The sequence below is a fragment of the Spirillospora sp. NPDC029432 genome, assembly GCF_040703975.1.
Classification (GTDB): domain Bacteria; phylum Actinomycetota; class Actinomycetes; order Streptosporangiales; family Streptosporangiaceae; genus Spirillospora.
Genome location: NZ_JBEZWH010000047.1, coordinates 36968 through 60607 on the forward strand (window position 1 = coordinate 36968; position 23640 = coordinate 60607).

The window sequence follows — 23640 nt, forward strand, 5'->3', positions numbered from 1 at the left end:
GGAGATGCCCTGCTCTACGGAGGCCGGGATGCTTACAGAGGCGCCCGTCACTGTGAGTCCAGTTGGAGGGCTCCGGCGGCCTCGGCGAGGAGGGCGATGCTCTCGACGACGACGTCAGCGCCGACGGCCCCCAGCTCGTGCACGCGGCTTTCTCGCTTGGCGTAGCCGATGGTCGGGGTGCCGGCCTTTTCGGCGGCTTCGATGTCGGTTGGTGTGTCGCCGATGAGCAGGCATCGATCGGACGGGACGCCCGCCTCTTGGGCGGCCCGGAGGATCGGGCGGACGTCGGGCTTCATCTGGTCAGGGTGCTGAGGATCGCGACCGACTACCGCTCGGATGTGCTGGTCCAGGCCGTGAGCCCGCAGGTAGCGCCAGATGGCTTCTGCTGAGTTGTTGCTAACCATGACGACGGGTCGTCCGGACTCGGCTGTCGCTCGGATCATCGCGTCTGCGTGCGGTGTGGGGGTGGCGGACTCCGCTGCACGGGACTCGGCACGGGCGAGAGCCTGCTCTGCTGTTGGGAGCAACTGGGGGGTGTTAGCGCCGATCCATCGCACGAGTTTCAGGGGGTCTGGACCGTGCTTAAGGTGCTCGGGGAGTTGGTCTTGGTGGTCGCCCAGGAGACTGCGGATCTCGTCGGCGGCCTCTTGGGCCGGGTATCCGGCGAAGAGCTTGCAGACTGGGCCGTCGAAGTCCAGGAGGAGGGCCTCGGCCTGCTCGAAGAGCGCGTGCAGGGAGGTCACAGCTCGTACTCGCGCGAGATCGTCCCCCAGAGGGCATCGAACCAAGCCTTGGCCTCCTTGACGAACTGCGGGGCGTTCGACGTCTCGGAGTCGTCGTGCGCCGAGAAGTGGAAGAGCGTGGTGTCCTTGCCGAGGAGATCGAAGATCTCGGTCGATTGCCCTTCCAGCCGGATCGAGTGCTTGACCACCGGATACAGGCCGTAGAACGCTTCCTCGCCGTTCAGGACGTAGAGCTTGAAGGCGGGCGTCAGCTCGTGGACCCGCACTTCCGCACTTCCGGACTTGAGAAGTCCCAGGTCAACTAGCTCGTTGACTGCGTCGATGATGCCGTCAACGGCTCGGCGCGTGATTCGGTCGGCGCGCTTTTTGATGGCGGGCTCGGCGGTCTCGGTGCCCACTCGGCGCGGGAGCGCCATGGGTGCCGAGGTGTCGCACATCATGATCCGGATCTTGAGTGACTCCGGAGTCAGCCGACCGGCCCGCACCTTGTCGAGTACCTCAATGAGGGTGTTGTGCAGGGTCTCGCCCGAGAAACCGGCGAAGTCGATGGCGACGTGCGGGCTCTCGAACGCGGCCTCAATGTGCGGCCTCAGGCCGACTGGGCGCTCAGTCTGCGCGCGTACGTAGGAGCCGCTCCCCTGGCGGGTGATGACCAGGCGCTCGCTCTGGAGCATGCGAAGCGCTGCCTTGACCGTCTCGCGTGCGACGCCGTACCGCGCTGCCAGATCCGGCTGCGAGGGCAGCTTGTCGCCTGACTTGAGTTGGCCAGTGAGGATCGCCGCCCGAAGTTTGTTGGCGATCTGCTGTGAGGGCGTCCGAGGGTCATCGGGGTCCAGGTCACCAAGGCTTTCGGTCTCCACGCTCATGGCTCCCAGCGTAAGCCCTGGCTAGCCAAGCCAGGAAGATTTCGAGCTTCGGGCTTGACCTGACTAGCCAAGCCAGCCATGATGGCGAGCCAACGGAACCTGACTAGCCAAGCCGGTCAGGTCAACGCCAAGGAGGTTCGCCATGTTCCCCCAGAAGACCAGCCACGTCGGCCAGTGGATCGCGGGCGTCGCGGTCGCGATCTACGCCGTGAACAACCCGACGTCCGCCGCGCACCTGGTCAACAAGGTGATCACGGCGATCGGCCAGTTCGCGGGCGCGCTGGGCTGACGTCCGGCCTCCGCATCCCGACCATTCCGCTCTGGCCCAGAGCAAGCACTCAGGAGATCTCAGATGAACCGCATCGCCCTGGCTCACCCCTCGTCCACGACCGTTGATCTGCGTGGTGAGCCGATCGAGGGCGCGCAGTGCCGCTTCGACCCGGACCTGCACACTGGCCCGGACGCCTTCACCGAGGAGAGCGCCGAGGAGCGCGAGGCTCGCGAAGCGGTCGCGATCGAGGTCTGCGCAACCTGCCCGCTGCGTCAGACCTGCTTTGAGTACGCCCTAAAGACCCTGCCCGAATCCGGCGTCTGGGCGCGCTTCACCGCCGAGGAGATCGCCGAGCTGGCCGCCACGTCCCTGGGCGAGGTGGCCTGACCGTGGCGGGCCTCAAACCCGCGACATCGAACGTGTTCCGAGCATCGGGGCGGCCCTGTCTCCGCCAAGAAACCGGCCGCCCCGATGACTCCCAATCCCTTCCAGGATCAAGGAGCAGTCTCATCATGGCTGACAGCCTGGCCCCGCCTCCGCCGTCCGTCGATATGGACCGGTCTCGGCCACACCTCCGCACGCTGACCGGCAACGAGTTCACGGCCGTTGCCACGGTCGCCGCGTGCGTGGCGGTGCTCGGCCTGCTGGGGTTCGTCAACAGCTTCGCCGCCGTCGAGCAGGCCGCCCGGCCGTCGTTCGGCTGGTTCGCCTGGACCGTGCCCCTCGGCATCGACCTGGGCATTGCCATCTTCGCCGCACTCGACATCGTGCTCGCCCGGCTGGACATGCGCGTCCGCTGGCTGCGGCTCATCCCCTGGACGCTCACGGCCGCCACGGTCTACCTGAACGTGGCGGACGAGACCACGCCGTTCGGCGCCGTCGCTCACGCCGTCCTGCCTTGCTTGTGGGTACTGGCCGTGGAGATCGGCTCACACGTCGTCCGCATCCGGGCCGGTATCGAGGCCGGGACGCGCATGGACGGCATCCGTGCCTCGCGCTGGGTGCTGGCGCCGTGGCCGACGCTCAAGCTGTGGCGCCGCATGGTGCTGTGGGAAATCCGTTCCTACCCGGACGCCCTGCACCGTGAGCGGGACCGCGTCCTTGCCCTGACCGACCTCCAGGACACCTACGGCCGTTGGGCCTGGCGCCGCAAGGCTCCCCGTCGCGTCCGCGCCATGTACCGCCTCGGCGAACTCGCCCCGGCTGACGAGACCGCCACCGAGGACCGTCCCGCCATCGAGGCCGGACCGTCCGATGCCAACCCGGCCGAGCCGTCTGAGACCGCCGCCAAGACGGCCCGGAAGACGGGGCCCGGACGGTCCGCCTCGGCGTCCGGCCGCCGGTCCCGGACGGGAGGCAGCCGCAAGGCCCGGTCCGTCCCGGACGTGGACGACCTGATGCCGCTCGGCTGGCGCATCGCCTCCGATCTGTCCGCACAGGGCCAGGCCCTCACCCGGGACGCACTCGCCGCCGAGCTGCGCAAGGCCGGGAGCCCTTCCGGTAACGAACGCGTTGGCGCCCTGCTCGGCCGCCTCAGGACCGAGGCCCCGACCGACCCCACCGCCGAGCCCGCCCCCGAGACCGTGAGCGCGACCAAGGGAGACGACGCCCGATGAACCTGAACGGCACTTCCAAGCCCATGGCCGACGTCGTCCGCCTTCCCCTGCCCACTGCACCGGAGACCGAGCCCGAGATGCAGGACACCTCCTATGAGGTCGTCCTGGACAAGCCGGAGGAGGAGACCGGCGACACCGTGTCCGCGCCGGTCCCGGAGGGCACGGTCCCGAGCCCCGCGGGCGACGAGGCGGTCACCGAGGGCGCTCGCCGTCCGATCATCCCGCCGGTGTTCAGGGACCGCGTGACCTTCGAGGCCGCCGTACGCAAGACGGTCGGCCGCTGGCTGCACATCACCGGCTATCACGCCGTCCGGGCGCCGTGGTACGCGGTCAGGATGACTGGCTACGCCCTGCTCGGCACGGCCAAGCTGGCAGGCAAGCAGTTGCGTTGGTGGTGGGTCCTGGAGCAGCAGCCGTTGAGGCAGGCCGCCGCGAGCAAGGGCGACGCGGACCTGTGGCTCAAGCTCCACCGTGAGGTGTCCAAGGTCCGCACCGGACGCGGGATGGTCGTGCTCGGCGAGACCGTCCTCATCGGTGCCGGAGCGATGTTCGCCGCCGGATCGGCGTGGACCACGGCGGGCGCGGCGGCGCTGGTCGTGCCGCTGCTCGCTCGCTACGGCCGTCCGGCCGGCAAGAACATCGCAGGACAGGCGGTCATCCCGTCGCGGTACCGGGTCATCACCCATGACGTGGTGCTGCGTGCCTACTACGCCGCCAAGCTCGGCCACCCCGAGAAGCCCGGTCAGCAAGTCCAGTTCGCCGCGCCCGGCCTGGCCGCCGATGGCGACGGTTCGAAGGTGACCGTTGACCTGCCGTACGGCAAGGGCTTCAACGACGTCATCCAGGCGAGGGACGCGCTCGCATCCGGCCTGGACGTGGCGATCTCGCAGGTGTTCGTCACGCGGGACGCCACCTCGCACCGGCGTCACACGCTGTGGGTGGCCAACCGTGACCCGCTGGCCGTGCCGGTCGGACGTACGCCGCTGCTCCGCTGCAAGCCCACCGACATCTGGGAGCCCGCCCCGGTCGGCCTGGACGAACGGGGCCGAGCAGTCACGGTCCCGCTGCTGTGGAACTCGACCATGGTCGGCGCGCAACCGCGCCAGGGGAAGACGTTCTTCGCCCGCCTCCTGGCCCTCTACGCCGCCCTGGACCCGTACGTCCGGCTGTCGGTGTTCGACGCCTCCGGCAAGCCGGACTGGCGGAAGTTCGCCCTCGTGGCGCACCAGTTCTCCTCCGGCCTGGTGATGACCCGGGAGGGCGATCCCGTCGAGATCCTGGTCGAGGCGCTGCGGGAGTTGAAGGCCGACGTCCAGGACCGCTATCAGCGCCTGTCGGACCTGCCGACCGACGTCTGCCCCGAGGGCAAGCTCACGCGGGAGATCGCCCGCGACCCCAAGTACGGGATGCCGGTACGCGGAGTCTTCCTGGACGAGTTCCAGGAGTACTACGACACCCCGGACGTCGAGGCGAACAAGGAGATCGCTTCCCTGCTGCTGTTCCTGGTCAAGACCGCTCCGGCCGCTGGGGTCTTCATGGTCGACGCGACTCAGAAGCCCTCGGGCATCGGCGCCGGACAGGTGGCGACGTCGTTCAACTCCTTCCGCGACAACCACCAGACCCGTTTCAGCCTCCGCACCGGCTCATGGCAGGTATCTGACCTCGTGCTCGGCGCGGGCGCCTACAGCGAAGGATTCGACTCCTCGCTGCTGCTGCCCTCGTACAAGGGTGTGGGCATCCTGCGCGGGGCCTCCGACGACACCCCGACCGTGCGATCCCACCTGGCCGACGCCGAGGACGCCGAGAAGATCCTCAACGTCGCCCGGGAGATCCGCGAGCGCGCCGGAACGCTGTCCGGGCACGCGGCCGGAGACCGTACCGCCCGGCAGGTCCGGGACGTCCTCGCCGACGTGCACGCGATGTTCCTGCCCGGTGAAGGCTTCCTGCCGTGGCAAGAGCTGGCGACGCGTCTGGCGGACAAGCTGCCCCAGTCGTACGGCGACCTGACCGCTGATGCGGTCTCGGCTCAGGTCCGCTCGTTCGGTGTGCAGAGCGTGAACGGCAAGCGTGACGGCCAGGTGCTCAAGGGCGCCAAGCACGACGCCGTCACGGCCGCCCTCCAGGCCCGCTCCACCTGATCCCGCCCGTCCGGTCACGGCCTTGCCCGTGACCGGACGGCGGTAGCGGACACCCGGTGGCGGTAGCGACCGCGCTACCGCCCCCGCTACCCACCTGATCAGCGCGAATACCCGCAGGTAGCGGGTAGCGCGCTCCCTCTCCGCTGCCCTGAAACCGCGTCAGGAGGCACCGTGACCCCCTTCATCACCGCTACCGCTACCCAGGCCGACGCTACGCCCGCCCTCCTCGTCATCGCCCTTCTCGCGCTCGCTGGATACGCCATCGCGTGCGCGCTGTGGCCCTTCCGTGCCTGCACCCGCTGTGACGGCACGGGCAAGTTCCGCTCGCCCTCCGGCCGCGCTTGGCGCTACTGCGGCCGCTGCTCCGGCAAGGGCGCCCAACTCCGCCTCGGCCGCCGCATCTGGAACGGCCTCAACAAGCGCTGACCCCGCCGCTCCCCGCTTCTCGTCTCAGGAGGAACCACCTTGAGCACGCCGCGCCTGCAAGTCATCCAAGACAACGAGCAACACGGCGCCGAGCTGGCCGAGTTCGTCCGGCCGCTGCCACACAACATCGAGGCCGAGCAGCACACGCTCGGCGCGGTCATGCTGGCCCCGGCCGCGCTGCCCGAGGTACGCGACCTGGTGGCCGGGCCCGACTTCTACCGCCCCGCGCACGGGCTCATCTGGGACACCATCGTCGGCCTGGCCGACCGTGGCGCCCCCGTTGAGCCCGTGGCCGTGGCCGCCGCCATCGACCCGCGCGACCTCGCCACGATGGGCGGTGCTCCCTACCTGCACACCCTGATCAGTCAGGTCCTCACGGCCACCAACGCCACGTTCTACGCCCACATAGTGCGCGATCTGGCCTACGCCCGCCGCGTGGTCGCCTCGGGAACGCGGTTGATGCAGCTCGGCTACGCCGCGACCGGTGACACCCAGGACGACCTACGCGGCGCGGTCGTCGCCGAGCTGGCCGCCGCCACTGCCGCACAGGGCCAGGGCTGGACCGACCCGACGCCGCTTTCGGCGTCCACGGAGCTGCCCGCGTTCCCTGTGTGGGCGTTCCCGGAGTGGCTCGGCGAGTACACCGCTGGTCTCTCCGAGGTCACCCAGACCCCGCCCGACCTTGCCGGGTGCCTTGCCCTGGCGGTGCTCGGCGTCGCCGCTGGCGGGAAGGTCTGGGCCCGCGCCACTACCTGGACGGAGCCGACCAACCTGTTCACGCTCGTCGTGCTGCCCCCGGGCAACCGCAAGTCCGAGGTCTACAAGCACATGACCGCCCCGATCAAGGCCGCTGAGGCCGCTTTGGTCGAGCAGGCCCGCCCGCTCATCGCCGATGCCGTCGTGGCGCGCAAGGTCGCCGAGGCCGCCGTAGAGAAGACCGAGAAGGCCGCGACCTCCGCCCAGGACCCAACTCAACAGGCCCTGGCCCGGGACGAGGCAGCGTCCGCGCGGCTGGACCTGGAGAACACGCCGATCCCGGCCGAGCCGTGCCTGTTCTCCGATGACGCCACCGTGGAACGGCTCACCAGTCACGTGGCCGAGCAGGGCGGCCGGTTCGCCGTCCTGTCGCCAGAAGGCGAGATCTTCTCTATCGCCGCTGGGCGCTACGGCGGCGCCCCCAACCTGGCCATCCTCAAGTCCGGTCACGCGGGCGAAGAGATGCGCATTGACCGCATGGGACGTCCGAGCGAACGCATCGCGGCCGCGACCATCACCCTCGGAATCTGCACCCAACCCGGCGTCCTGACCCGCCTCGGCGAGACTCCCCAGTTCGGCGAGCAGGGTCTCTTGGGACGCCTGCTGTACTCCGTGCCCACGTCGCTTCTGGGCTTCCGCAACGCGCACCCCGAGCCCGTTCCCGACCACATCCGGGACGCATACAGCGCCAACGTGCAAGCAATGGTCCTGTCGCTGGCCGCGCTGCCCGAGCCCGCCACGCTGCACTTCGCGCCGGACGCCCAGGCCGCCATTCTCGACCTGGCGAGCGAGCACGAGATCCGGCTACGGCCCGGGACGGGCGACCTGGCCCATATGACCGACTGGGCGGGCAAGTTCGTCGGCGCGGTCGTCCGCATCGCCGCTCTCCTGCACCTCGCCCAGCACATCCGCGACGGATGGGACCGCCCAATCACGCTCGCCACGTTCACGAACGCCCGGCTCATCGGCGAGTACTTCACCCTCCACGCCCAGGCGGCTTACGACGCCATCGGCGCCGATCCCGCCGTGAACGACGGCCGCGCCGTACTGGAGTGGATCGAACGGTCCGGCACGACCCGATTCACCGCACGGGACCTCATGCGAAGCGGCCTCAAGAACCGGTTCAAGAAGGCCGCCGACACCGAGCCCGCATTGCGCGTCCTGGAAACGCACGGGTGGATTCGGCGCCTTCCGAGCCCGCCCAACGCGCGCAATCGCCCCGCCGCCCCGGCCTACGAAGCACACCCCGATCTGACCGGCAGTCCGTCCCCGTCGGCGTGACCCATCGTGATCAGCCGTCAGGCCGCCACGGCGGTCAGGGACAGGGGGACACGGTGACAGAAGTCGACAGAAGTACTTCTGTCGACTTCTGTCACCACGTCACCGCGTCATCAACCTCCGCCCGCCCTCCGCCGAGCCTCGCCGCTCGTGACGCTCCGCAATCCCTACAGCCTGCCCCCGGAGGTTGCCGTGACCGCCCTCATGACCAACGACTCGGACCTTCTGCTCACCGTCGAAGAGGCCGCCAAGCGCCTCCGGATCGGCCGCACGCAGATGTACAGCCTCATCGCCTCCGGCGAGATCCAGAGCGTGACGATCGGGCGCCTCCGCCGAGTTCCCGCCGAATGCCTCGCCGCCTATGTCTCCGGCCTCCTGGCCGCTGTTCCGTCCAAGTAGTCACGAGGGAGAACAACCACTATGGGGCGTAATGCCAATGGGCGTTCCAGCATCTACCAGGGCAAGGATGGTTACTGGCACGGCCGCGTGACGGTCGGCACCAAGGACGACGGCAAGCCCGACCGCCGTCACGTCATGGCCAAGACCAAGGCCGAGGTCACTTCGAAGGTCAAGAAGCTGGAAGAGCTTCGCGACAAGGGGAGGATGCCCAAGGCCGGACAGCGCTGGACGGTGGAGAAGTGGCTCCAGCACTGGATCGACAGCATCGCGATCCCGCCGAGGATCTCGGAGAACGCGCACTCCGGCTACCGGGTGGACGTCGAGAAGCACCTCATCCCCGGCCTCGGCGCTCACCGCCTGGACAAGCTCACGCCCGAGCACTGCGAGGCGCTGTACGGCCGGATGCAGGAGAAGCAGGGTCTCTCGGCAGGCACGGCACATCACGTACACCGCACCCTGCGAAACGCCCTCAACGTCGCCGTCAAGCGTGGCCACCTCGGCACCAACCCCGTTCTTCTCGCCACGGCCCCGAAGGTGGAAGAGGAGGAGTTCGAGCCGTACGAGATCGGCGAGATCAAGAAGCTGCTCAAGGTGGCGGGGGAGCAGGAACGGAACGGTGTCCGGTGGGTGTTCGCGCTCGCCCTCGGGCTCCGCCAGGGCGAGGCGCTCGGCCTCAAGTGGGAGGACGTTGACCTCACCAGCAGCATGGTCCGTATCCGGCGGGGCCGCCTCCGTCCGAAGTACGTCCATGGCTGTGAGGGGGAGTCCTGCGGGCGAATCAAGGCGGGTTACTGCCCGCAACGGCAACAGGTCCGGGCGGAGACCGGCCGGACGAAGTCCAAGGCCGGACGCCGCGTGATCGGCCTTCCCGCGCCCCTCCTGGAGCTTCTCAAGCTCCACAAGGCCCAGCAGGAGGCCGAGCGTGATCAAGCGCGGCAACTCTGGGCGGATAAGGGTTACGTCTTCACCAAGCCGGACGGGGAGCCGCTCAACCCCTTCACGGATTACCACGAGTGGAAGGACCTGCTCGTGACGGCCGGACTCCGCGAAGCCCGCCTTCATGACGCCCGTCATACGGCCGCGACGGTCCTCCTGATCCTCGGAGTCCCGACGCCTACCGCGATGGCCATCATGGGGTGGTCGAGTGCGGCCATGGCCAAGCGGTACCAGCACATGAGCGACGTCATCCGGAGCGACGTGGCCGAACGGGTCGCGGGCCTGCTCTGGGAGCCCGCCGAGGACCAGGACGACGGCCCCGAAGGGGACCAAGGGGCGGCCTGAGCAGGGCGACTGAGACTAGAACTGAGACTGGAAAGCGCTGAGGGCGGGACCACAGGTCCCGCCCTCTCAGCGTTTGGCCAGGTGAACGGCCATTCAGGTGGCGGTGGTGGTGGGATTCGAACCCACGGAAGGTTGCCCTTCACACGCTTTCGAGGCGTGCGCCCTCGTCCACTAGGCGACACCACCGCGGGAGAGCCTACCCGACTCTGCGGTGCGCGAAGAACTCGGAAAGCAGAGAGCCGCACTCGTCGGCGAGTACTTCGGCGAAGACCTCGGGGCGGTGGTTGAGACGGCGGTCCCGGACGACGTCCCACAGCGAACCCACCGCGCCCGCCTTGAGGTCCACCGCGCCGTACACGATGCGTTCCACGCGCGCCTGTACGGAAGCGCCCGCGCACATCGTGCACGGCTCCAGCGTGACCACGAGCGTGCAGCCGGAGAGGCGCCAGCTGCCCAGGGCGATCGCGGCGGCGCGCATCGCGACGATCTCGGCGTGGCCGGTGGGGTCCGCCGTACGCTGCCGGTCGTTGTGGCCCCTGCCGATGACCGTCCCGGAGGCGTCCAGGACGACGGCGCCCACGGGGACGTCACCGGCCTCCCCGGCCAGGCGCGCCTCGGCCAGGGCCAGCCGCATGGGGGCCGCGAACTCCTCCTCGGGAGTGATCTCCGTCACGGTGCGCGCCGCCGCCGTCCGCTAGTCACGGAGCCGGTCGAACTCCTCGCCGAACCCGGCGAGCTCGGCCACCGTCAGCAGCGCGTCGCCCGGCAGCGCCCGCTCGCCCAGCTCGCCGAGCCGCTTGGTGTCGACGCCGAGGTCCTCCAGCAGCCCGGGGTCGCCGCCCGCGTCGCCGTCCGGCACCTCCCCCACCAGCTGGTGGAACAGCCCGCACATGCCGTCCTCGCGCATGGCCGACACGAACGCCTGCGGCTCGCTCTCCCCGTCCAGGCGGAGGACGGCGAACCAGTCGTCGTCCTCCTCGATCAGCAGCACGACGGCATCGCCGTACGACTCGACGGCGGCCTCGCGCATCAGGTCGGTGACGTCGTCGATCCCCTCGACCTCGGCGAGCACGGCCTCGGTCCCGACCCAGCCCTGCGGGGTCCGGGCGAAGACGGCGGCGAAGTAGGACACCCGCTCATTGTGACCCACGGGATCGCGCCGGTCACACCCCTGAACCGCCCCGATCGGGGACCGGGGCGATTTTCTCAGCCGAACGCGTCCAGCGCCCGCTCGAACGCGGCGGCGAAGCCGAGCCGGCCGGCGATGCTCAGCAGCATCTCGTCGGGGTAGAGCTCCAGGTCGCCGGATATCGCGCCCAGCTCCATCTCGTCCAGGCCGAGATCGGCGAAGATCGACATGTCGCCCACCGGGAGCACCTGGTCGAGCTCCTCGTCCTCGGGGATCGGGATGTCGAGGTGCTCCAGCACCTGCCCGGCCAGCGGCCAGTCGACCGAGGCGGTCACGTCGGAGAGGAAGACCATCACCTCGTCGCCGAGCAGCCGGATCGCCACGAAGAAGTCGTCGCCCACCGACACCAGCCCGATCGTCCCGCCCAGGCTGGGCTGCTGGCGCAGCGCATGGACCAGTCCCGAGAGATCCTCTGTCAGTGCCACGGGGAGGACCTCGGCCTCCCAGCGCTCGTCCTCCCGGTACACCACGACGGCGAAATCCGTCGCGTCCACATCCGTCATTTCCACCCCACCGGCGCCGATCCTGCCACGGCATGCTCGCAGATGCGGCGCCTTCTCGTGCCCCCCACGCCCAAACTCGGTTCCCTGACCGGATGTGAGGCGTGGAGACAGCGCCGCGGGCCGGAGCCTCGGCCGAGGTTACTCGGTCGCCCCGGCGCGGCCGGTCAGTGCAGCCGGAACGTGCGGCGGCGCAGCGCCGCGTGGATCCGGGCGCGCCGCGAGCGGTGCGGGGTCACGCGCTCGCGCAGCTCCCTCGCCTCGGCCAGCTCGCGCAGGAAGATGGCGCGGCGGCGCAGATGGTCGCGGACCTCCTCGGGATCGGGCCCGCCCGGATCCCTGTCCCGCTCGGCGTCCGGCTCCGGGGCGGGTCCGGGTTCCGCGCGGTCGTCGCGGGCGGCGGTGGCCCCGACGGCGTCCTCCCGGTCCCCTTTGGCCTCCTGGGCCTCCTGGTCGTCCGTGCCTTCCGCGGCCCCGCGCGGTGCGGCGCGTCCGCCCGGCGTACGGCGCGTACCCTCGCCGCGGACGCGCCTGGCGTTCGCGCGCGACCCGGTGACCTCCAGGAAGGCGTCATCGGCCGACGCGAAGCGGCTCGGCTGCTGGTCGCGATCTCGGGTCATAACGGCATCGTGCCCCGCTCGGCGGGCTCCTATCCTCTCCGTCCGGCCCCTGTCCTGCCCTCACCAGGGAACCATCTTGGGGCAAGCGTGGCAGACCGGGCCTACCCGCGCGGGTACGGTGTGCGCATGCAGACCCACGCCGTCGACCACCCGCTCGTCGCGCACAAGCTCACCACACTGCGGGACGTGAACACCGACTCGCCCACGTTCCGCCGCCTGGCCGACGAGCTCGTCACGCTCCTGGCCTACGAGGCCACCCGTGACGTGCGGGTCGCCGCGGCCACCGTGCAGACCCCGCTGGTCCAGGCCGAGGGCGTGCAGCTCGCCAGCCCCAAGCCGCTGGTCGTGCCGATCCTGCGCGCGGGCCTGGGGATGCTGGACGGGATGACCCGGCTGCTGCCCACCGCCGAGGTCGGCTTCCTCGGCATGATCCGGGACGAGGGTTCGCTGCAGGCCCAGACGTACGCCACCCGGCTGCCCGAGGACCTCTCGGGCCGGCAGTGCTACGTCCTCGACCCGATGCTCGCGACCGGCGGGACGCTCGCCGCGGCGATCCAGCTGCTGCTCGACCGCGGCGCCGACCACGTCACGGCGATCTGCCTGCTGGCCGCGCCCGAGGGCCTGAAGTACATGGAGCAGGCGTTCGACGGCACCCGGGTGCCGATCCGCGTGGTCACGGCCGCGGTGGACTCGCACCTGAACGAGCAGGGCTTCATCCTCCCCGGCCTCGGCGACGCGGGCGACCGCCTCTACGGCGTGGTCTAGCGGCAGATCGCGGACCACTTCGCGCGATGTTCACGCATAGGTGACCCTGGGTAATAAGGAGCCACGGAACGTCATTGATCGTTCCTCTCCGCCGCCCCGGCACACAGGGGACCGTTCGGGACCGGAGCGGCGCGAGCGAGGCTCTAGGAAGCGCAATGGCTCACCAAGGGGACAGCGGGCGGCCGGACCGCGAGGACGCCGCGCACCAGGAGGCGGCGGCGTCCGGCGAGGCCGGGTACGCGCAGGTCGGCGGCCGCCTCACCAAGGAGTTCGCGAACGTGCACGCCGCCGACACGGTGGCGCGCTGCGTCGAGGCGGCCCGGCACGGGGCGGAGGAGGTCACCGGGGCGGCGTCGCCGGACCTGGTGGAACGGATCGCACGCAAGCACCTGCAGGTGCTCGCGGTCGTGGCGGCCGAGCGGCGTCGCCAGGGGTCGCGTCCGACCCTCGGCAACGCGCCATAGGCCTTACTTTGCGGCACATCGGGGCTGTGCGAAACTGATCTGGGGTCTGTGGGTCATTCGCTCCGGGAGGCTGCCGTGCCCGCCAAGAAGTACTTCACGTGGGCTGCCGCGGCCTTCGTGGCGTTCTACGTGATCAAGCAGCCCGACGGCGCCGCGGGGTCGGTGCGGAGCGCCGCCGAGGGGATCGCCTCGGCCGCGGGCGCGATGGCCACCTTCGTCACCGAGCTGACCTGAGGGGGCGACGATGCGGCTGGTGACGCCCGGCGACTCCGCCCCGGCCTCGGTCAACAAGTACCTTCTCCCGCACGAGACGCAGGTCATCACGGTGCGGCGGCATCCGGCCGTGCTGATGCTCCCGGTCGGCCTGGTGCTGGCCGGGCTGATCGTCGCCGGTGTGCTGAGCAACACCGTCGCGGAGGTCACGGCCTGGATCTGGTGGGGCTGGCTGATCCTGCTCGCGTGGTTCGTCTGGCGGGTCGCCGAATGGTCGGTCGACTACTTCGTGATCACCAATCAGCGGATGCTGCTGACCACCGGGCTGATCACCCGCAAGGTGGCGATGATGCCGCTCGCCAAGGTCACCGACATGAGCTTCCGCCGCACGATCGCCGGCCGGATGCTCGGGTACGGCGACTTCGTGCTGGAGTCGGCGGGCCAGGACCAGGCGCTCGACACCGTGGACTACCTCCCGTACCCCGAGCAGCTCTACCTGGAGGTCTGCGAGATGATCTTCCCGAACAAGAACGCGACCGCCGACGACTGAGCGGCGGCCGCGGCGACTGGGAATTCTGAGGCTTTTGTACGGGATTTTCGGGCCCTAGGGCCTCGAATTAGGGGCATCGCCGACCAGGCGGCAGCGAACCGGCTACGGTAAGAGAGATCCCCTGGGAGCGCGGCTGATCCCCGAGCCGGCACGGCGTACCGGTCCCCCGGCCACGGGCCGCCGGCGAAGGGCTGACGCCGGGCTCGTACAGGTGATCCCATGTCGTGCCGCTTGGTTGCTCACGATGTGGGGCAACCCGCAATGTGCAATCATGTCGGCACCCCAGCCGCCTGTTTACTTCCGCTAAGTGAGTCCACATGCCGGGTCCAGGCAATGTCGGCGAACGTGTCCGCAACCTGCGGCTGACCAGACGCTTGTCGCAGGCACAGCTCGCCGGTCACGACCTCTCCGACAGCTATATCTCGTTGATCGAGTCCGGAAAGCGCACGCCCACGCCGACCGTCCTGCGGATGCTCGCGGAACGCCTCGGCTGCACTCCGGAGTACCTCGCCGAGGGCGTCGAGCCGGAGCAGCGCGCCCATCTGGAGGTCCGGGAACGGCACGCGCACCTGGCCCTGCTGTCCGGCGACGCGGCGACGGCGGAGAGCGGCTTCGACGACGTCCTCGCGCGCAGCGACGACGCCGACCTGACCTCCCGGGCCCGCTGGGGCCGCGCCCGCGCGCTGGAGGAGCTGGGCCGTACCGCCGAGGCCATCGCGCTGTTCGAGGAGCTGCGCGAGCAGTCCGAACGCGACCCGGGCCGGGCGAGCTGGCTGCCGCCGGTGATCGCGCTGGCCCGCTGCTACCACGCGGTCGGCGACCTGGGGCAGGCCATCGCGCTGGCCGAGCGGGCGCTGGCCCGGCTGGGCCGGCTGGGGCTGCGCACCGGCCACGAGTACACCGAGGTCGGGCGGATCCTCCTGCTGGCCTACGTGGACCGCTCCGACCCCGTCCGCGCGCACGCCCTGGGACGCCGCGTGCTGGCCGCCCCGCCCGAGGGGGACGAGACGGAGACCGAGCCGACCCGGGCGTACCGGCAGGCCAGCGCCCGCGCGCTGGAGGAGGGATCGGTCGGCGACGCCCTCTACTTCGCCGACCAGGCCCTGACCGCCCACGGCGGCGTCACGCCCACGCTGGCCCGTGCCCGCCTCAACCTCGCCGGCGCGAAGGCGCTGCTGCGCGGCGTGGCCCCGTTCTCCGCCGAGGACAACGGCACGGACGTCCCCGCAGACGCCCCGGCCGGGCCGCCGCGGAACGAGACCGCGCGCACGGCGGCGGCCGAGGAGGCCATCGAACTGCTGCGCGGCACCGCCGCCCTGGAAGGGGCCGAGGGCGTCGAGAGCACGATCGAGCGGGCGCGCGCGCTCGTCCTGGTCGGGCATCCCGAGGACGCGATCGCGCTGCTGGAGGAGTTCCTCGACACCGGCCGGGCGCTGGCCGCCCCGCCCTCCGCCGACCCCAACCAGCTGAGCAGCGTCCCGGCGGGCGATTTCGCCGCCCACGTGCGGAAGACGACGCAGGCCCGTGCCGTCCTGGCCCGCGCGCGGCTCGCCCAGCAGGACGCGACGGCCGCGCTGGTCGTCCTGCGCACCGCCGTGGGCGAGCTCGACCGGCTTCCCGCCGGCCGCCCGGTCGCGCAGCTGTTCCGCGAGCTGGGCGAGCTGTTCGAGGCCGCGGGCGATGGCAAGGGCGCCACCGGCGCGTACCGCCAGGCCCTGGCGGCCGCCGGCCTGCGCCCCGCCCGGTCGCAGAACGCCGCCCAAGCGGTGTCGTAGCGAGCCAGGTTCCACCGGTTCCGGCGGGAGCCGGAATAAACGCGCCCGCGCGGGGCGTCCTAACATGGAGACATGGGATGATTGGTGGAATCCTTGGATCCAAGGGGGAGTCTTGACACTGCGCGCGGCCCGTCGCTCGTCGCTGGTGGAGCAGGTCATCGACCAGCTCAGGGGCGAGATCACCGCCGGGAACTGGCCGCTGGGCGCCAAGATCCCGCCTGAGCCGGCGCTGTCGGAGAGCCTGGGCGTCGGACGGAACACCGTCCGCGAGGCCGTCCGGGCGCTGACGCACGCCGGGCTGCTGGAGTGCCTGCAGGGCGACGGCACGTACGTCCGGGCCACCAGCGAGCTGTCCGGCGCGGTGCGCCGCCGGCTCGCGACCGCCGAGATCATCGAGATCCTGGAGGTGCGGCGCGGGCTGGAGGTCGAGGCCGCCCGGCTGGCCGCGGCCCGCCGTACCCCCGAGGACGTCGCCGCGATCGGCGCGGCGCTGGCCGAACGGGACGCGACCTGGGCGGCCGGCGCGCACGCCGAGTTCGTCGAGGCCGACCTGGCGTTCCACATGGCGGTCGTCGAGGCCACCCACAACGGCGTCCTCACCGAGCTGTACCGGGACTTCAGCGCGGCGCTGCGCGCGAGCATCGGCGGCGCGGGCTTCGCGCCGGAGCAGAAGGACGTCCCGCACGGGCCCATCGCCGCGGCGATCGAGGCCGGGGACGCCGAGGCCGCCGCCCGCGCGACCCACATCTGCCTGGACGAGATCCTGCGTTCCACCGAGGCCGCGACCTCCGCTACCTCCGGGTCTCCCGCGACCCCCGCGACCTCGGCGCCCTCCGCCGCCCCGGTCGCGCCGTCCTAGCCGCCCCCCCCGGCGAGAACCCATCCGCCGCCGCCCGCGCGCGGCCGGCGAACCACGAGTACCACCCGCTTCGACGCGGCATTCGACGAAGGCGATATGACCTCCCCACGCATCACTCGCGCCACCGCGGTGTGGACCTTCACCGGCCTCGTGCTGCTGACGGTCAACCTGCGCGCGGCGATCACCGGCATCTCCCCGATGCTCACCGACCTGCGGACCACGTTCGGGCTGTCCGGCGTCGAGGCCGGCGTCCTGACGACGCTGCCGGTCCTGTGCCTCGGCCTGTTCGCCTCCGTCGCGCCCGTGCTGGCGCGGCGGCTGGGCACCGAGCCGGCCATCGCGATCTCGCTCGTCATGATCACCGCGGGCATCGTGCTGCGCGTGATCCCGGCCAGGCCCGCGCTGTTCGCCGGCACCGTCCTGGCGGGCGCCGGGATCGCGATGGGGAACGTCCTCATGCCCGCCGTCATCAAGCGGGTCTTCCCGCGGCGGATCGGCGCGCTCACCGGCATGGCGATGATGCTGATGGCGGGCAGCGGCGCGATCGCCGCCGGGCTGGCCGTCCCGCTGACCGAGGCCGGCGGCTGGCGCCTCGCCCTGGCCGTGTGGGCCGTCCCGTCCCTGGTCGCGGTCCTGGTCTGGGGGCCGCTGGCCCTCCGCCGCAGGCCCGAGGCGGCCCCGGCGGCCGCGCCCCAGGACGGGCCGGGCGCCGACGATCAGGGGACGCTGCTGCGGGCGCCCCTGGCGTGGTTCGTGACCGGGTTCATGGGGTTCACCTCGCTGATGTTCTACGTGCTGCTCTCCTGGCTGCCGGAGATCATGCGCGACGCCGGCCATCCGGCGGCGACCGCGGGCTCGATGGTCTCCGTCATGATGATCATCGGTATCCCGCTGGGCTTCGTCGTCCCGGTGCTGGCGGCGCGGCTGCGGGACCAGCGGCCGCTGATCGGCGCGATCAGCGTCGTGTACGTCGCCGGGCTGGGCGGGCTGCTGCTGGCGCCGCAGCTCGGCTGGCTCTGGGTCACCGTCCTCGGGCTGTCCACCGGCAGCGCGTTCCCGCTGGCGGTCACGATGCTGAGCCTGCGCGCGGCGACGCCCGCGGTGGCGGCGCGGCTGTCGGGGATGGCGCAGACCGGCGGGTACCTGCTGGCCGGCGCGGGCCCGCTCGCGGTCGGCGTCCTGCACGACGCGACCGGCGGCTGGGAGGTCCCGCTGGGCCTGCTGCTCGCGCTGGTCGTCCCGCAGCTGCTCACCGGGCTCAAGGTGGGCCGGCCGGGGCTCGTACGGCCCGTCCCGCGGCGCTCCGGGCACGCGGAGGCGCCCGCGGCCGTACCGGAGACGGTCGGTTCCCGCTGACCGTTACATCAGGTGACCTGGGGATTTGTCATTGACCGTGCACCCTGGGTGAGGTGACCAGAGCAGTTGCGCCATCTTCTCCGGCCCCACCCGACGCCGTAGACTCAAGGGGTGATCTTCAAGGCGGTGGGTGACGGAAGGCCCTATCCCGACCACGGGATGACGTCACGCGACTGGGCCAGGATCCCTCCTCGCCAGGTGCGCCTCGACCAGCTCGTCAGCACCAAGCGGGAGCTCGACCTCCAGTCGCTGCTGGCCAAGGACTCCACCTTCTACGGCGACCTGTTCCCGCACGTGGTGCAGTGGCAGGGCGAGCTCTACCTGGAGGACGGCCTGCACCGCGCCCTGCGCGCGGCCCTCCACCAGCGCCTCGTCCTGCACGCCCGCGTGTACGACATGGACGCCCGCCCGGAGCCCGGCTAGGAGCGCCTGGCGGGCCACCACACGGCCGGGCCGATGTCGCGGGCCAGCGCCGGCACCAGCAGCGACCGGATGACGAGCGTGTCCAGCAGCACGCCGAACGCGACGATGAACGCGATCTGCGCCAGGAACGCCAGCGGGATCACCACCAGCGCCGCGAACGTGGCGGCCAGCACCACCCCGGCCGAGGTGATCACGCCGCCGGTCGCGGTCAGCCCGCGCCGGATCCCCTCCCGCGTCCCGTGCCGCAGCGACTCCTCGCGCACCCGCGTCATCAGGAAGATGTTGTAGTCGACGCCGAGCGCCACCAGGAACACGAACCCGTACAGCGGTACGGACGCGTCCGTGCCGGAGAAGCCCAGCAGGCCCTGGAACACCAGCGCGGTGACGCCGAGCGTGGCGAGGTAGCCCAGCCCCACGGTCGCGACGAGCAGCAGCGGCAGCACCAGCGCGCGCAGCAGCACGATCAGGATCAGCAGGATGATCACCAGCACCACGGGCGCGATCAGGTTGCGGTCGCGGGTGGCGGTGTCCTGGGTGTCGATCTGCTGCGCTGCCCGGCCGCCCACCATCGCCCGCGCGTCGGGTACGGCGTGCACGGCCGTACGCAGCCGCTGCACGGTCCGCTTGGCGGCGTCGCCGTCGGACGCGCCCGCGAGCGTGACGTCGATCCGCACCCGGCCGTCCACGACCTTCGGCGGCCCGGCCCCCGGCCGTCCGGACGCGGTCACGGGCGCGACGGAGGCGACACCGGGCACGCTCCGGGCCGCGCGCGCGACCTCGTTCGCGCGCCCCGCGTTCGCGATCACGACCGCCGGGTCGCCCGAGCCGCCGGGGAAGTGCTCGCCGAGCACCCGCTGCGCCTGGACGGACGGCGCGTCGTTCACGAACGTCTCGTCCATCGGCAGGCCCTCGGCCCGCAGCGTCGGCATGAACGCGGCGCACGCCAGCAGCGGGATCAGCGTCGCGATCCAGACCCGCCGCGGCCGGGCGTCCACCAGCGCCGCGACCCGCCGCCAGACGGCGTGCCCCTCGGCGCCCTCCTTCGGGGGCCGGGCCGGCCAGTACGCGACCCGCCCGAGCAGCACGAGCATCGCCGGCAGGAACGTCAGCGTGCTCAGCACGGCGCACACGATCCCGATGGCGCCGACCGGGCCCAAGGCCTGCGTGTTCGTGAGGTCGCTGAGCAGCAGCGCCAGCAGCCCGAGCGCCACGGTGGCGGCGCTGGCGACGATCGCGCCGGCCGAGCGGCGCAGCGCTGCCTTGATCGCGGGGAAGCGCCCGTCCCGTACGCCGAGCTCCTCCCGGAACCTGGCGGTGAGCAGCAGCGCGTAGTCGGTCGCCGCCCCGATGACCAGGATCGACAGCATGCCCTGCACCTGGCCGTCCACCATGACGATGCCGCGGTCGGCCAGCGCGTACACGATCGCGCAGGCCAGCGCGAGCGCGAGGACCGCGCCCACGATGATGATCAGCGGCAGCAGGACGCTGCGGTAGACGAGCAGCAGGATCAGCAGGACGACGCCGAGCGCCACGCCCAGCAGCAGCCCGTCGATGCCCGCGAACGCGTTCTTGAGGTCGGCCTGGGTCGCCGCGGGCCCGCCGACATGGACGGCCGTCCCGGGCACCCCGGCCGCGCCGGCGGCCTCGCGGATCTTCTCGACGGCCGGTTCCAGCCCGTCGCCGAGGTCGGGCCGCAGCGGCACGACGGCCTGCAGGGCCCGGCCGTCCTCGGAGGGCAGCGCGGGCGAGACCTGCCCGGCGACCTCGGCGGAACCGTTCAGCGAGGCCAGCGCGCGGGTCGCGGCGGCCTGCGCGCCCGGCGGGAGCGTCCCGCCGTTCCGCGCCTCCCACACCACGATCGCCGGCAGCGCCTTCTCCGCCTGGAACGGCCGCTGCGCGTCGATCACCCGGGTGGACTCGGCGCTCTCGGGCAGGAACGAGGCCTGGTCGTTGGTGGCGACCTCGCCGAGCTTGCCCGCGTACGGCCCCAGCGCCCCGCCGATCCCCAGCCAGACGACGAGCAGCAGGACCGGGAGGGCCCACCGCGCGCCGCGTACCGTGTTCGCCATCCGCTTCCCGTTCCCCGCCGCTCGCCGAATAAGTATCTTGATCGTTGAGATATCGACTCTAGCGGGAGGTACGGCATCGACGGGACCGGCCCCACGGCCATCGACCTGCGGACCTTCGCCGTCCGGCTGCGCCGCCTGAACGGCGAGTTCAACCGGATCACCCACGAGTTCGCGCGCGCCCAGAACCTGCACGACACCGACGTCCTGGCCCTGGTCGCCATCCTGGACGGCGACGAGGAGGGCGGCCCGCTCACTCCCGGACACCTCCGCGAGCGCCTCAACCTCACCTCGGGCGCGGTCACCGCCTGCCTCGACCGGCTGGAGCGCGGCGGGCACATCCGGCGCGTACGCGACACCGCCGACCGCCGCGTCGTCCACCTGCACTACGCGCCGCACGGGACGGCCGTCGCCCGCGAGTTCTTCCGCCCGCTGGCGCGCGGCACCGAGGCCGCCCGCGCCCGCTTCGACGAGGCCGAACTCCAGACGATCATGCGCTTCCTGACCGTCCTGAACGAGGAACTGGCCGCCCAACGGCGCCCGGAGAAGCAGTGAGGAAAGCAGCGCGGAAAGCAGTGAGGGCGGCACCCTGCGCGGGTGCCGCCCTCGACGTGTCTGCCTCGTGAGGCGAGCGGAGGATGCGAGATTCGAACTCGCGAGCGCTTGCACGCAACACGCTTTCCAAGCGTGCGCCCTAGGCCACTAGGCGAATCCTCCGCGGGACAGCTTACCGGCTCCCGGGGACTGGCCTGACATCAATTACGGCGGAAAGCGGGATCGGGCCGTACACGTGCGGGAAGAGGCGCCCGTCGGCGGGCTCGTGGCGTACGGGGGCGTCGAGCCGTTCAGGGTCGATGACCAGCAGGAGGAGGCCCGCGCGGTCGACCCCGGTGTAGAAGCGGTCCAGGACGCCCTCGACCTGGTCCAGATCGGACGAGCAGTGGACGAAGCCCTCCTCGTCCAGGGTCCGGCCGAGGGTCGACATGGCGTACGACACACCCGCGTCGCGGGCCGATTCCCAGTGGCGGCGCTCGGCGATGTGCAGGAGCGTCTCGCGCGGTGGCGGGGGCTGCGAGGGGGACATGGGGCGGCAGCCTACGCGCGCGGCGACCGGAGCGGTGCCGGCAACCGGGCGTGCGCGCCCCGCGAATGCCATAGACTCTAGGCAGACCCCTCGCATGGCGTCACCCTGTGAACCTCCCCAGGGCCGGAAGGCAGCAAGGATAAGCAGGCTCTGGCGGGTGTGCGGGGGGTCCTTTTAGTTTGGACCCCTGGCTTCTGACGCTCTGCTTCGCGAGGAGGGCGGACCCCCGATGAGTCTGGCTCTGTACCGCAAGTACCGGCCAGCGACGTTCGCCGAGCTCAAGGGACAGGAGCACGTCGCGGAGCCCTTGCAGCAGGCGCTGCGCAACGGCCGGATCAACCACGCCTACCTGTTCAGCGGGCCGCGCGGGTGCGGCAAGACCTCCAGCGCCCGGATCCTGGCCCGTTCGCTCAACTGCGAGAAGGGCCCCACGCCCGATCCCTGCGGCACGTGCGACTCGTGCGTGGCCCTCGGCCCGACCGGTACGGGCCACATCGACGTGATCGAGATCGACGCCGCCTCGCACGGTGGCGTCGACGACGCCCGCGATCTGCGTGAACGGGCCTTCTTCGCGCCCGTCTCGGCGCGCTTCAAGGTGTACATCATCGACGAGGCGCACATGGTCACCCGGGAGGGCTTCAACGCGCTGCTGAAGCTCGTCGAGGAGCCCCCGCCGCACCTGAAGTTCGTGTTCGCGACCACCGAGCCCGAGAAGGTCATCGGGACGATCCGGTCGCGGACCCACCACTACCCGTTCCGGCTGATCCCGCCGGGCACGCTGCAGGAGCTGGTCGAGGAGATCCTCCGGTCGGAGGACGTCCCGTACGAGGACTCCGCGCTGCCCCTGGCGGTACGGGCGGGCGCCGGCTCGGCCCGGGACACGCTGTCGATCCTGGACCAGCTGCTGGCCGGCTCGGACGAGAAGGGCATCACGTACGCGGGCGCCGTCTCGCTGCTCGGCTACACCGACTCCGCGCTGCTGGACGAGGTGATCGGCGCGTTCGCGGCCCGCGACGGCGGCGCGGTGTTCGAGGCGATCGACCGGGTCATCGAGAGCGGCCAGGATCCCCGGCGCTTCACCGCCGACCTGCTGGAACGCGTCCGCGACCTGGTCATCCTGTCGAACGTTCCGGAGGCGGGCGGCACCGGGCTGCTGAACGTGCCGCCGGACGAGCTGGAGCAGATGAAGCGGCAGGCCGGTTCGCTCGGCCCCGGCGAGCTGGCGCGCGCCGCGGACCTGCTGCACACCGGGCTGACCGAGATGCGCGGCGCGACCTCGCCCCGGCTGCTGCTGGAGCTGGTCTGCGCCCGGATCCTGCTGCCCGCCGCGTACGAGGACGAGGCGTCGATGTTCGCCCGCCTCGACCGGCTGGAGCGCCAGGTCGCCCAGGGCGGCGGCGCTCCGGCGGGGGGCGGGTCCGTCCAGGCGTTCGCGGCTCCGCCTCCCGTCCAGCAAGCTCCGGCTCCGGCCCCGGCTCCGCAGCCGCAGCAGGCCCCGGAGCGGCCCGCTCCCGCGTCCCGGCCGCAGCAGGCCCCGCAGCCGCAGGCCGAGCCGCGCCGCGAGGAGCAGGCCCCGCCGCCTCCGCCGCCGCCCGCACCGCAGCGGCAGAGCGCCCCGCAGGCGCCGCCGCCCGCGCAGGCCGCCCCGGCTCCCGCTTCCGCTCCCGCTCCGGCGGCGGGCGGGTTCGACGTGACCGCCGTGCAGCGGCTGTGGCCGGACATCGTCGAGGCCGTCAAGCTCAAGAGCAAGGTCGCCTGGATGGTGATCATGAAGGACGTGCGGCCGGTCACGCTGGACGGCAACCTGCTCACCCTCTCGTTCGAGAACGAGGGCACCCGGGCCGGATTCGTCAACGGCGGCCGCGACGCCGTGCTCCGCGAGGTGCTCAGGGAGCGGATGGGCGTCGACTGGCGCATCGACACCGTGACCGGCGGTGCGCCCCCCGGCGGCCAGGGCGGCGGCGGCCGCGGCGGGCGTTCCGGAGGGGGCGGCAGGCCCGGC

At 71.5% G+C, this 23640-nt stretch carries 26 protein-coding genes, 2 tRNA genes and 1 other RNA gene; 19 read left to right on the top strand and 10 right to left on the bottom strand.

Features of this window, described 5'->3' with window-relative positions; all coding sequences use genetic code 11:
- Nucleotides 1-47 precede the first annotated feature (47 nt).
- Together AB0881_RS29265 and AB0881_RS29270 are read right to left on the bottom strand one after the other, a co-directional pair.
- Nucleotides 48-743, bottom strand: a complete 696-nt coding sequence (locus tag AB0881_RS29265; protein WP_366621970.1) for an HAD family phosphatase — start codon at nt 741-743, stop codon at nt 48-50.
- Nucleotides 740-1609, bottom strand: coding sequence for a winged helix-turn-helix domain-containing protein (locus AB0881_RS29270; RefSeq protein WP_366621972.1), 870 nt, complete (start codon nt 1607-1609; stop codon nt 740-742). The genes AB0881_RS29265 and AB0881_RS29270 overlap by 4 nt, the downstream gene beginning before the upstream one ends.
- A 142-nt stretch (nt 1610-1751) precedes the next feature.
- On the opposite strand from AB0881_RS29270, the gene AB0881_RS29275 reads away from it, so the two are divergent.
- From AB0881_RS29275 to AB0881_RS29310, 8 genes are all read left to right on the top strand, one after another.
- On the top strand, nt 1752-1898 hold the full coding sequence (locus AB0881_RS29275) for a hypothetical protein (RefSeq protein ID WP_366621974.1): 147 nt from the start codon (nt 1752-1754) through the stop codon (nt 1896-1898).
- A 63-nt stretch (nt 1899-1961) separates the two neighbouring features.
- A complete protein-coding gene (locus AB0881_RS29280; RefSeq protein ID WP_366621976.1) occupies nt 1962-2267 on the top strand; it encodes a WhiB family transcriptional regulator in 306 nt (101 codons plus the stop codon).
- A gap of 125 nt (nt 2268-2392) precedes the next feature.
- A complete protein-coding gene (locus tag AB0881_RS29285) occupies nt 2393-3496 on the top strand; it encodes a DUF2637 domain-containing protein (protein WP_366621978.1) in 1104 nt (367 codons plus the stop codon).
- Nucleotides 3493-5634, top strand: coding sequence for a hypothetical protein (locus AB0881_RS29290; protein ID WP_366621980.1), 2142 nt, complete (start codon nt 3493-3495; stop codon nt 5632-5634). Before AB0881_RS29285 ends, AB0881_RS29290 begins: the two co-directional genes overlap by 4 nt.
- A gap of 171 nt (nt 5635-5805) precedes the next feature.
- A complete protein-coding gene (locus AB0881_RS29295) occupies nt 5806-6060 on the top strand; it encodes a hypothetical protein (protein ID WP_366621982.1) in 255 nt (84 codons plus the stop codon).
- Between the two features lie 39 nt (nt 6061-6099).
- Nucleotides 6100-8097 (top strand): DUF3987 domain-containing protein, encoded by a 1998-nt coding sequence (locus AB0881_RS29300; protein WP_366621984.1) that lies wholly within the window; start codon nt 6100-6102, stop codon nt 8095-8097.
- 147 nt (nt 8098-8244) lie between these two features.
- Nucleotides 8245-8493, top strand: a complete 249-nt coding sequence (locus AB0881_RS29305; RefSeq protein ID WP_366621986.1) for a helix-turn-helix domain-containing protein — start codon at nt 8245-8247, stop codon at nt 8491-8493.
- Nucleotides 8494-8514: 21 nt separating this feature from the next.
- Entirely contained in the window at nt 8515-9774 is a 1260-nt protein-coding gene (locus tag AB0881_RS29310; RefSeq protein ID WP_366621988.1) for a site-specific integrase, read from the top strand.
- Between the two features lie 98 nt (nt 9775-9872).
- Here AB0881_RS29310 and AB0881_RS29315 read toward each other — a convergent pair.
- From AB0881_RS29315 to AB0881_RS29335, 5 genes are all read right to left on the bottom strand, one after another.
- A tRNA-Ser gene (locus AB0881_RS29315) sits at nt 9873-9960 on the bottom strand.
- Between the two features lie 10 nt (nt 9961-9970).
- Nucleotides 9971-10408 carry a tRNA adenosine(34) deaminase TadA gene (gene tadA, locus AB0881_RS29320; RefSeq protein WP_366622015.1) on the bottom strand — a complete coding sequence of 146 codons (438 nt, stop codon included), beginning with the start codon at nt 10406-10408 and terminating at the stop codon, nt 9971-9973.
- A 60-nt stretch (nt 10409-10468) separates the two neighbouring features.
- The gene (locus AB0881_RS29325) at nt 10469-10906 is read right to left on the bottom strand and encodes a tRNA adenosine deaminase-associated protein (RefSeq protein WP_366621990.1); all 438 of its coding nucleotides are present in this window, start codon (nt 10904-10906) and stop codon (nt 10469-10471) included.
- Between the two features lie 74 nt (nt 10907-10980).
- Nucleotides 10981-11466 carry a tRNA adenosine deaminase-associated protein gene (locus tag AB0881_RS29330; RefSeq protein ID WP_366621992.1) on the bottom strand — a complete coding sequence of 162 codons (486 nt, stop codon included), beginning with the start codon at nt 11464-11466 and terminating at the stop codon, nt 10981-10983.
- 164 nt (nt 11467-11630) lie between these two features.
- The gene (locus AB0881_RS29335; RefSeq protein WP_366621994.1) at nt 11631-12083 is read right to left on the bottom strand and encodes a hypothetical protein; all 453 of its coding nucleotides are present in this window, start codon (nt 12081-12083) and stop codon (nt 11631-11633) included.
- Nucleotides 12084-12209: 126 nt separating this feature from the next.
- Here AB0881_RS29335 and upp point away from each other — a divergent pair, with 126 nt between their 5' ends.
- The 8 genes from upp to AB0881_RS29375 all read left to right on the top strand — a co-directional run bounded on the left by upp (nt 12210) and on the right by AB0881_RS29375 (nt 18488).
- The gene (gene upp, locus AB0881_RS29340) at nt 12210-12848 is read left to right on the top strand and encodes a uracil phosphoribosyltransferase (RefSeq protein ID WP_366621996.1); all 639 of its coding nucleotides are present in this window, start codon (nt 12210-12212) and stop codon (nt 12846-12848) included.
- A 155-nt stretch (nt 12849-13003) separates the two neighbouring features.
- On the top strand, nt 13004-13312 hold the full coding sequence (locus AB0881_RS29345; protein ID WP_366621998.1) for a hypothetical protein: 309 nt from the start codon (nt 13004-13006) through the stop codon (nt 13310-13312).
- A gap of 75 nt (nt 13313-13387) precedes the next feature.
- A complete protein-coding gene (locus AB0881_RS29350; protein ID WP_366622000.1) occupies nt 13388-13546 on the top strand; it encodes a hypothetical protein in 159 nt (52 codons plus the stop codon).
- A gap of 10 nt (nt 13547-13556) precedes the next feature.
- The gene (locus AB0881_RS29355; RefSeq protein ID WP_366622001.1) at nt 13557-14075 is read left to right on the top strand and encodes a PH domain-containing protein; all 519 of its coding nucleotides are present in this window, start codon (nt 13557-13559) and stop codon (nt 14073-14075) included.
- A 317-nt stretch (nt 14076-14392) separates the two neighbouring features.
- Nucleotides 14393-15850 (top strand): helix-turn-helix transcriptional regulator, encoded by a 1458-nt coding sequence (locus AB0881_RS29360; RefSeq protein ID WP_366622002.1) that lies wholly within the window; start codon nt 14393-14395, stop codon nt 15848-15850.
- 112 nt (nt 15851-15962) lie between these two features.
- Nucleotides 15963-16709, top strand: a complete 747-nt coding sequence (locus AB0881_RS29365) for an FCD domain-containing protein (RefSeq protein ID WP_366622004.1) — start codon at nt 15963-15965, stop codon at nt 16707-16709.
- Between the two features lie 96 nt (nt 16710-16805).
- Complete coding sequence (locus AB0881_RS29370; protein WP_366622005.1) at nt 16806-18065, top strand: MFS transporter; 1260 nt, start codon at nt 16806-16808, stop codon at nt 18063-18065.
- 111 nt (nt 18066-18176) lie between these two features.
- The gene (locus tag AB0881_RS29375) at nt 18177-18488 is read left to right on the top strand and encodes a type II toxin-antitoxin system VapB family antitoxin (protein ID WP_366622007.1); all 312 of its coding nucleotides are present in this window, start codon (nt 18177-18179) and stop codon (nt 18486-18488) included.
- On the opposite strand, the gene AB0881_RS29380 is transcribed toward AB0881_RS29375, so the two are convergent.
- A complete protein-coding gene (locus AB0881_RS29380; protein ID WP_366622009.1) occupies nt 18485-20557 on the bottom strand; it encodes an MMPL family transporter in 2073 nt (690 codons plus the stop codon). The genes AB0881_RS29375 and AB0881_RS29380 overlap by 4 nt on opposite strands.
- A gap of 186 nt (nt 20558-20743) precedes the next feature.
- Between AB0881_RS29380 and AB0881_RS29385 the strand changes: the two genes are divergently transcribed.
- Nucleotides 20744-21109, top strand: a complete 366-nt coding sequence (locus AB0881_RS29385; RefSeq protein WP_366622017.1) for a MarR family transcriptional regulator — start codon at nt 20744-20746, stop codon at nt 21107-21109.
- 77 nt (nt 21110-21186) lie between these two features.
- On the opposite strand, the gene AB0881_RS29390 is transcribed toward AB0881_RS29385, so the two are convergent.
- Nucleotides 21187-21271, bottom strand: a tRNA-Ser gene (locus tag AB0881_RS29390).
- A gap of 10 nt (nt 21272-21281) precedes the next feature.
- Nucleotides 21282-21638 (bottom strand): DUF952 domain-containing protein, encoded by a 357-nt coding sequence (locus tag AB0881_RS29395; protein WP_366622010.1) that lies wholly within the window; start codon nt 21636-21638, stop codon nt 21282-21284.
- Nucleotides 21639-21719: 81 nt separating this feature from the next.
- Between AB0881_RS29395 and ffs the strand changes: the two genes are divergently transcribed.
- Both ffs and AB0881_RS29405 read left to right on the top strand, forming a co-directional pair.
- Nucleotides 21720-21815, top strand: an RNA gene (ffs, locus tag AB0881_RS29400) — signal recognition particle sRNA small type.
- A 52-nt stretch (nt 21816-21867) separates the two neighbouring features.
- A partial coding sequence (locus AB0881_RS29405) for a DNA polymerase III subunit gamma and tau (RefSeq protein ID WP_366622011.1) occupies nt 21868-23640 on the top strand: 1773 nt, incomplete at its 3' end.

Bases quoted from the DNA above. Each gene is read 5' to 3' on its own strand.
- AB0881_RS29290 (WP_366621980.1), top strand. From the start codon at position 3,493: ATGAACCTGAACGGCACTTCCAAGCCCATGGCCGACGTCGTCCGCCTT.
- AB0881_RS29285 (WP_366621978.1), top strand. From the start codon at position 2,393: ATGGCTGACAGCCTGGCCCCGCCTCCGCCGTCCGTCGATATGGACCGG.
- AB0881_RS29355 (WP_366622001.1), top strand. From the start codon at position 13,557: ATGCGGCTGGTGACGCCCGGCGACTCCGCCCCGGCCTCGGTCAACAAG.
- AB0881_RS29395 (WP_366622010.1), bottom strand. From the start codon at position 21,638: ATGTCCCCCTCGCAGCCCCCGCCACCGCGCGAGACGCTCCTGCACATC.
- AB0881_RS29275 (WP_366621974.1), top strand. From the start codon at position 1,752: ATGTTCCCCCAGAAGACCAGCCACGTCGGCCAGTGGATCGCGGGCGTC.
- AB0881_RS29380 (WP_366622009.1), bottom strand. From the start codon at position 20,557: ATGGCGAACACGGTACGCGGCGCGCGGTGGGCCCTCCCGGTCCTGCTG.
- AB0881_RS29270 (WP_366621972.1), bottom strand. From the start codon at position 1,609: ATGAGCGTGGAGACCGAAAGCCTTGGTGACCTGGACCCCGATGACCCT.
- tadA (WP_366622015.1), bottom strand. From the start codon at position 10,408: ATGCGGCTGGCCCTGGCCGAGGCGCGCCTGGCCGGGGAGGCCGGTGAC.
- AB0881_RS29345 (WP_366621998.1), top strand. From the start codon at position 13,004: ATGGCTCACCAAGGGGACAGCGGGCGGCCGGACCGCGAGGACGCCGCG.
- upp (WP_366621996.1), top strand. From the start codon at position 12,210: ATGCAGACCCACGCCGTCGACCACCCGCTCGTCGCGCACAAGCTCACC.
- AB0881_RS29370 (WP_366622005.1), top strand. From the start codon at position 16,806: ATGACCTCCCCACGCATCACTCGCGCCACCGCGGTGTGGACCTTCACC.
- AB0881_RS29310 (WP_366621988.1), top strand. From the start codon at position 8,515: ATGGGGCGTAATGCCAATGGGCGTTCCAGCATCTACCAGGGCAAGGAT.
- AB0881_RS29360 (WP_366622002.1), top strand. From the start codon at position 14,393: ATGCCGGGTCCAGGCAATGTCGGCGAACGTGTCCGCAACCTGCGGCTG.
- AB0881_RS29280 (WP_366621976.1), top strand. From the start codon at position 1,962: ATGAACCGCATCGCCCTGGCTCACCCCTCGTCCACGACCGTTGATCTG.
- AB0881_RS29335 (WP_366621994.1), bottom strand. From the start codon at position 12,083: ATGACCCGAGATCGCGACCAGCAGCCGAGCCGCTTCGCGTCGGCCGAT.
- AB0881_RS29330 (WP_366621992.1), bottom strand. From the start codon at position 11,466: ATGACGGATGTGGACGCGACGGATTTCGCCGTCGTGGTGTACCGGGAG.